At 75.8% G+C, this 7831-nt stretch carries 5 protein-coding genes; 2 read left to right on the top strand and 3 right to left on the bottom strand.

The genetic code is table 11. From position 1 onward, the window contains the following. Together ACWDX9_RS56180 and ACWDX9_RS56175 are read left to right on the top strand one after the other, a co-directional pair. On the top strand, positions 1-5551 hold a 5551-nt coding region (locus ACWDX9_RS56180), incomplete at its 5' end, for a CHAT domain-containing protein (protein WP_449971057.1). 52 nt (positions 5552-5603) lie between these two features. After that, complete coding sequence (locus ACWDX9_RS56175; RefSeq protein WP_449971054.1) at positions 5604-6167, top strand: TetR/AcrR family transcriptional regulator; 564 nt, start codon at positions 5604-5606, stop codon at positions 6165-6167. Between the two features lie 6 nt (positions 6168-6173). On the opposite strand, the gene ACWDX9_RS56170 is transcribed toward ACWDX9_RS56175, so the two are convergent. From ACWDX9_RS56170 to ACWDX9_RS56160, 3 genes are all read right to left on the bottom strand, one after another. Beyond that, positions 6174-6440, bottom strand: a complete 267-nt coding sequence (locus tag ACWDX9_RS56170) for a hypothetical protein (protein WP_449971051.1) — start codon at positions 6438-6440, stop codon at positions 6174-6176. Between the two features lie 96 nt (positions 6441-6536). Further along, on the bottom strand, positions 6537-6992 hold the full coding sequence (locus ACWDX9_RS56165) for a hypothetical protein (protein ID WP_449971048.1): 456 nt from the start codon (positions 6990-6992) through the stop codon (positions 6537-6539). Positions 6993-7070: 78 nt separating this feature from the next. Then, complete coding sequence (locus ACWDX9_RS56160; protein WP_397371876.1) at positions 7071-7619, bottom strand: GNAT family N-acetyltransferase; 549 nt, start codon at positions 7617-7619, stop codon at positions 7071-7073. Positions 7620-7831: the final 212 nt, after the last annotated feature.

The following is a 7831-nucleotide window of genomic DNA, read 5'->3' as shown; positions in this document are numbered from 1 at the left end:
CGACCCCGCGTGGGCGCCCGGCGCGCTGGCGCTGCTGGGCGACGGGCTGGTGCGGCTGTTCGAGGCCACGGGGGAGCTGGAGGTCGTCGACGACGCCGTGCACGTGCTGTTCAGGGCGGCGCTGGCCGAGCCGGCGTACGTGGACGAGCTGGGTACGGCGCTCGGGCTGGCGGCGTTCGGCGACGAGGAGCTGGCCGGGGCGTACGTGACGGCCGCGGAGGCGCCGCCGGCCGGCCAGGACCGGTCGCAGGCGCTGCTGGCGCTGGTGGAGCTCACGTGGGCGCGCTCGACCGGGTCGTACGCCGACCGCGACCTGCTGGCCTTCATCCGGGCCGGGCAGTGCGCGCTGGACTTCTGGCACGAGAAGTGGGCCCATCCCGGCGTGCTGGCGCCGTACGCGGCCGGGCTGGTCGAGTGGTTCGTCGTCACGGGGGACGAGCGCTCGCTCGAGGCCGGGACGGAGATGCTGGAGGCCCTGCACATCACGCCCGGCGAGACGGCGCGCGGGCTCGGCGCCGACCCCGTCGTGCGGCTCGGGCTGCTGGGAGACCGCCGCTGGAACCGGTACGGCGTCACCGGCGACTCCGACGACCTGGAGACCGCCATCGAGGTCATGCGCGAGGCGGCCGGCCAGGCTCCGCGCGGGCACCCCGACCGCGCCAGGCTGCTCGCCAACCTGGCGAACGCGCTGCTCAGGCGGGCCGTCGTGACCGGCGGGGACCCCGCGGAGCCGATCACGGCCGCGCGTGCCGCGCTCGCGGCCCACGGGGAGCGGGACCCGGCCAGGCCCAGGGTCCTGATGCTGCTGGGCCAGGCGCTCAAGCTCGACCTCGACGGCGGGCACGCCGACGAGGCGATCGCCGCGTTACGCGAGGCCCTGGCGGCCGGTGAGCGGCTGTCGCCGCGGGCGGAGGCGTACGGGCTCGTCTCGGAGGTGCTGCGCTGGCGGGCCGCGCACTCGGGACGGGTGGAGGACCTGAACGAGGCGGTGGCGTCCGCGCGCCAGGGCCTGGAGGTGGCCGTGAAGTCCGCCCAGGACCCGGCGCCCGCGCAGCGGGTGCTGTGCGGGGCGCTGCTGGCGCGCTTCTCGGCGCAGGGCGACCCGGGGGACCTGGGGGAGGTGCTCGAACTCGCCCGGGAAGGTGACCCGGAGCTGCTGTCGCAGCTCGGCGCGGCCCTCGACGGGACGCCGGCGCCGGACGAGCGGCTCGCGGGGGTCGCGACCGAGCTGGCGCTGGCCACGCGGAACGACGAGGTCACGGTCGAGCTGCTGCGTTACGCCGAGCGGCAGGCCGAATCGCCCGGCGAGTTCCTGCTGGAGTCCGGGCTGCGGCTGGCCTCGCTCGGGCGGCTGCGGGTGGCCTGCGTCGTGCTGGGGCGTTCGGCGGAGGCGTTCGGCTCCGGCTTGGAGGAGGGGGCTCGGACGGCGTACGCGCTGGCCGAGCAGGGGCGCGCGTACCAGGAGCTGGGCGAGCTGGGCTCGGCGCTGGAGTCGTTCGCGCGGTCGGCGGCCGGCTACGGCTCGCTGGGCGAGGTCCGGGCCGAGGCGCTGCAGCTCGGCAGCATGGGCGTCGTGCTGCTCAGAGCCGGCGACCCCGTCCGCGCGCTCGAACACCACCACCGCGCCATCGCCCTGTGCGAGAGCGCGGGGCTGGCGGCGGAGGAGGCGGCCCAGCAGGGGTACGCGGCCGAGGCGTTCCTGGCCGCCGGCGACCCTGAAGGGGCCGTGGCCTGCGCGGTCCAGGCCCGTGAGCTCTATCGGGAGCTGGGTGAGACCGTGCCGGCCGCCATGGCGCTCGTCCACGCCGCCCGGGCGGCCGTCGCCCAGGACGACCTCACCGCGGCCGCGGAACGCATGGCCGCCTGCGCCATCGAGCTGGAGGCCGCCGGGGCGTGGGAGGACGCGTGCCGGGCGCTCGACGCGCACGCCGTCCTGCTGGTGGAGCGCGGCCACCCCGGGCAGGCCGCCGCCTGCGAGACCCGGCTGGTGGAGATCGTGCGGCGCAGGGGCGAGCGGCGCGAGCCCGCCGACGAGTGGTACCGCATCGCGGGCCGCCGCCGGGGCCGCGGCGACGCCGACGGCGCCAGGACGGCCTTCGGGCTGGCCGAGCGCGAGTACGAGTCGCTCGGCCACTATGACGGGGCCGCCTCGGCGCGCTACAACCTGGGCGCGCTCTCGTACGCGGAGGGGGATACCGGGCAGGCGCTGGAGGAGTTCGGGGCGGCGGCGGAGGCGTTCGCCAGGTTGCGTGCCGCGGTCAAGGAGGCGTCCGCGCTGACCATGCGCGCCTCCTGCCTGACCGCCCTCGACCGCCACGACGACGCGCTGGCCGACCTGGAGCGGGCGCTGGAGCTGGCCGCCATCGAGGGGGACGTGGGGGCCGTCCTCGTCGCCGTGCTGGGGCGGGTGGCGCTGGACCTGCGGCTCGGCTCGTGGGACGAGGCGGCGGAACGGCTGAACTCGGCCCTGGGGCTGTCGGCAGGGGACCCGCTCAAGGAGGCCGTCGTCCGCGACCGGCTGGCCGCGCTGGCGGCCCGTACCGGGGACCTGGACGCGCAGGTGGAGGCGCTGGAGCTGGCGGTGGCCGGATTCCACGCCGGCGGCCAGCCCCGGCTGGCGGCGCTCACCTCGATCAAGCTCGGCTTCGCGCTGGAGGAACGCGGCGAGTTCCGCCGCGCCCGAGCCGCCCTCGAAGCCGGCCTCGCCACCCTCACCCCACCACCCACGCCTTCCGACCGGCCTTCGCCGCTCGACCCGGCGTCGTCCGGCGGCTCGGGGGAGCGGGGCGGCTCCGCGCCGTCCGGCGGGGCGTTTGAGCTCATCGCGGTCATGGGCGGTGGCCTGGACGCCGCGCTGCTGTCTCGGCTGGCCCGCATCCAGCTCACGCTCGGCGAGGCGACCCGCGGCCACGCGACCCTGAACCAGGCGATCCGAGCGGCGGACGGCGACCGGGCCGAACGGCTGGAGACCTGGCTCCGCATCGAGGAGGCGGAGGCCGCCGGCGACCTGGAGACCGCCCGCGCCCTGGCCGAGCAGACGCTCGCCGCGAACCCCGTCAACGGCCGCCCCCTCGCCTCCGACTACCACTCGTTCCTGCTGGTCAAGCTCTCCTCCTTCTGCCGGGCGCTGGGGGACCTGGAGGCCTCCCGAGCGTACGCCGCCCGCGGCTACGAGCTGCGCGACGCCCTCGTGATCGACCACCTGCGCAACCTCGGCGCGGCGGCCCGGGACCTGGGCCGCCTGGACGAGGCCGCCGACCACCTCACCGAGGCCGTCGCCCTGGCCCGCGACTCGGACGCCGCGCTCCCCGCGGACCTCGTCCAGGCGCTCGACCTGCTCGGTCGCGTCCGTGCCGACCAGGCCCGCTGGGCGGAGGCCGCACACGCCTTCGACGAAGGGCTGGAGCTGCTGTCCGCGCCGGTCTGGCGCGCGCTGCGGGCCCCGTTGCTGGCCGGACGGGGCGCGCTCCACCTCAAGCTGGGCGAGCTGGCGGAGGCCGAGGCCCTCTACCGGCAGTCCATCGCGATCGTGGAGGAAGCCGGATCCCGGACGGACCTAGCCGACAGCTACGCCGACCTGAGCCTGGTCTGCGCGCTGCGGGACTCGACGGACCAGGCCAGGCTCTTCGCCGAGAGAGCCCTGGACATCGAGCACGCCCGCGGCCGGACCCGTGGCGTGGTCCTGGCGCTCATCCTGCTCGCCCGCCTCGAGGACTCCTCCCGCGCCGAGGTCGACCTGGCGGAGGCCGCGGCCCTGGCTCGGGAGATCGGATATCGGGCAGGGGAGGCGCTCGCCCTCGGCCGGCTCGGCGCGCTGTACGTGGCCACCACCTCGTACGCCCGCGCCCACCGGCACCTGTCGGAGGCGATCGGGCTGCTGGAGGAGCTCGGGCACGAGCTGGAGCTGGGGATCGCCCTGCACAACCGCTCCGTCGCCGCCGAGCATCTGGGGGACCTGCCGAGCGCGCTCGCCGACGCCGAACGGGCCTGCGACCTGGGCCACACCTCCGGCCGCGACCGCGCGATCCGGCTCGCGGTCCGCCTGGGCCGCGGCCTGGCCGCCTGGCGGCACCTGGAGCACGCCAAGTCCCACACCCTGACCACCCACCTCGGCCACCGCCGCCGGCCAGGGCAGGCGGGGGAGGGTGGTGACCGCTGGTCGGGGATGGCGGGGGATGGTGATGACGACTGGTTCGGCGCGGTGGGGGGCCGTGGTGAGCGCTGGTCCGAGCCGGCGCGTCAGGGTGAGGAGTCCTGGCCCTGGACGGTCGAGGACCGGCCGACCGCCGCCGACCTCAGCCATCGGCGCTGGCCCGTGCCCGACGGCGTGCCCGCCGAGCTCGTGGAGGCGGAGCGGCGCGGACTCGACACCACGCGGACGCTCAGGTCGGCCGCTCGGAACACCCGGGACCCGTCGGAAGCCGCGACGCTGCTCGGACGCGCCCGCACCGCCGAGGCCGAGGTGGAGTCGCTGTGGCGGCGGATGGAACCCCTCGCCCCCGACCACGTCGCCCTGCACCGGGACCCGCCGCTCGACCAGCTCCACCTCGACGCCCTCGTCACCTCCGAAGGCCGGCCCGGCAACGGGACCGCCGTGGTCGGCTTCCACGTCGGCGAGGAGAGCGTGACGGTGCTCGCCCACCGCACCGGCTGGTCCGAGCCGCGCGCCTTCCCCACCACCGTCGGCCACGACCTGCTGGCCGACTTCACCGCCACCACCGTCGGCCGCCGTCCCGGGCTGCTGGACATCGAGGCGCGCCGCCACCGCGCGGCCGTCTGGCGCCGCCTGGCCGACCTCCTCCTGTCGGACGTCCTCGACGCGCTCGGCGACGACCTGGACCACCTCTACCTGGTCCCGCACGCCGAGCTGCACCGGGTCCCGCTCCACGCGCTGGCCCCGGACGGCCGCTCGCTCCTCGAACGCGCCCTCGTGACCTACGGGCCCTCCGTCGCCGCCCTGACCCGCCTCACCCGGCGGGGCCCCGCGACGGGCAGCCGGTCGCTGGTGCTCGGGTACACGCCGGATCCCGAACCCGAGGGCGCGCTCGAAGCGGCGGCGCGGGACGCCGGCGCCCTGCTGGACGTCCCGCCCCACACCGGCCCGGCCGCCACCGCGACCCGGCTCCCCGGCACCTGGGACGTGGTGCAGCTGTCGTGCCCGGGCCGGTTCGACCCGGACGACCCGTTCGGCTCGGGCATCGGGCTCGCCGACGGCCTCCTGACCGGCAGGCGGCTCATGAGCATGGCCGTGGACGCCCGGCTCGTCGTCCTCGGCTCCCACGAACGCGGCCCCACGCCGGGTGGCGGCGACGACGTGGCCGCCCTGGCCCATGCGTTCCTCCACGCGGGCGCCAGGTCCGTGCTCCTCCCGCTCTGGCCGGTCTCCGGCGAGGTCACCAGGGCCCTGATGCGCGACGTCCACACCAGGCTGCGCTCCGGCATGGGCCCGGCACGGGCGCTGCGGGAGGCCGTACTGGAGCTGCGCGACCTCTACGGCCCCGCCGAGCCCGACCTGTGGGCCCCGTACGTCCTGGTGGGCCTGCCCTCCTGACGAGCGGGCGAGCAGCCTCTACGGTGGGACGCAGCAGAACGCGAGGGGGACGATGGACAGCCAGCGGCCGATGCGTGCCGACGCGCGGCGCAACAGGGAGCGGATCCTCCAGACCGCCCGGGAGGCCTTCGCCACCGAGGGCCTGGCCGTGTCGCTCGACGAGATCGCGCGCCGGACCGGAGTCGGCCCCGGCACCGTCCACCGCCACTTCCCGGCCAAGGAGGCGCTGGTCGAGGCGGTGCTCGCCGACCGCGTCAGCGGGCTCGCCGAGCAGGCCCGCCAGGCCGTCGAGGCGGATCAGGGCGGGTCGGCGTTCTTCCCGTTCCTGCTCGGCCTGATCGGTGAGGCCCGCGCCAAGCAGGACCTCGCCGACGCGCTCGCCAGGGCGGAGGTCGATCTGTCGGAGCTCACCCAGCGGCTCGCGCTGGACCTGCGCCGGGCCTTCGCCGAGTTGCTCGCGCGGGCCCAGGAGGCCGGCACCGTCCGGGCGGACGTGGACGCCGAGGACGTGCAGGCCGTCGTGCTCGCGGCGATCACCGCCGAGCGCCATCGGGCCGACCTCGAACGGCCCGGGCGTATCGCCGCTGTGGTGCTCGACTGCCTGCGGGTCGCGTAGGACGGCTCAGTCGCCCAGCCACTTCGAGTCCGGCATGAGCGTGGCCGCGACCAGGTAGCCGAAGAAGCCGATGGCCAGGCCCACCGCGTACGCTCCGAAGACCTCGGGGGCGCCCACCAGCGCGGTCACCGCTCCACCGCCCACAGCGGCCAACACCGGAGCCAGCACCGCCGCGAGGTCGGACAGGCCTGCCGCGCCCTGCCTGCGGCGCAGCGTCCCGTACGTGATCCAGCCGATCACCAGCCCGAAGCAGATCGCGCCGAGCACGGCCATGCGAGGACCTCCTCGTGGTCGGCCGCCACCGTGTCGCGCGGCGGCGGCCCGTGGGTCTGATAGCCGTTCACGATCGCACGAGGCGCGCCCGCCTGGCTAGAGGTAGCTCCTGGTCGCGCTCACCAGATCGGGGGTGGCGTCGCGGGTGTCGAAGCAGAGGGCGGAATCGGGGGTGCGCTCGCGGACGTCCTGGTCGCGGATCGCGAACACGGCCGGGACGACCCCCACGTCGCCGTAGCGGCCGGTGACGGCCTCGCCGATCGCCCGGCGTACGGCGCCGACCACGTCACGCGAGGTGTGGCCGGGACCGGAGGCGGCGAGATAGCCCAGCATGCCCGCGAAGCGCAGCTCCGCCTCGGCCGCCGGGCGCTGCTCGGGCAGCACGGGACGGTCCAGCCAGAACACCTTGCCCGCGAGGAACGCCTCGTAGCCGTCGCCCTCGTGGCGGAGCACGCGCGCCGTCTCGGCGAGCAGCTCCCCGAACTCGGCCAGCTCCGACTCGGGCGGCAGATCCGTGGTGACGAACAGGGGCACGATCAGCGCGTCGAGCATTGGACTATCCCTCCGTGAGGAGGCTCATCGTAGGACCCGCGACCGACAATCCCGGTTCACGCCACTCCCCGTGGCGGTCTAGCGTTCGGTCCACTCGTCCTGTAACGCCGAGTGCACGATCGAGTCGCGCCACCCGTTCGGCGTGTGCACGTGGTGCCGGATGCGGCCTTCCTCGACCATCCCGGCGGTCAGCATCGCGAGCTGGGCGGGTAAGTTCGCCGGGGAGCGGGCGCCCCAGACGCGGTGCAGCCCGAGCTGCTTGAAGCCGAACGACAGCAACAAGCGCACGAGGTCCGTGCCGACCCCGCGTCCCCACTGGTCGGGGTGGAGGCCGAAGCCGATCTCGGCGCTGTGCGGGTGGTCGGCCTCGATGTGCAGGCGGGCCACCCCGATCACGTCGCGGCGGGCCGTGTCGATCACGGCCAGCACGTACAGGCGTCGTGGCTCGGCCGCGGCCGCCTCCTGGGCCTGGGCGACGAGCCCCGCCACCTCGGCCAGGCTGCGGGGCGCGAACGGCATGTGCTGCGTGGCCGTGGTGTCGCCGTAGACCGCGTGCAGCGCGGTCACGTCGGCCTCCGCGACGTCACGGAGGCCGAGCCGTTCGCCGTTGTACACCACCCGCCGCATTTGCAGACGGTAACGCGATTCCCGCGATCTCTACAAGCCCACGTCAAGTGGCGAGTTGACTCCCGTAAGCCCGCGCCACAAGCTCGGCGACGGCGCTGTGCGCGCCGAGCGGCTCCGCGTGCCCGGCGTTGATCGAGGCGGCGGCCTGCTCGACGATCCCCGTGGGGGCCTCGTGGCCGATCATGCAGGGCGCGATGGCCAGGCGCTCGGCG

It is taken from the genome of Nonomuraea sp. NPDC003201 (assembly GCF_053590415.1).
This window is presented reverse-complemented; position numbering and strand designations above follow the sequence as displayed.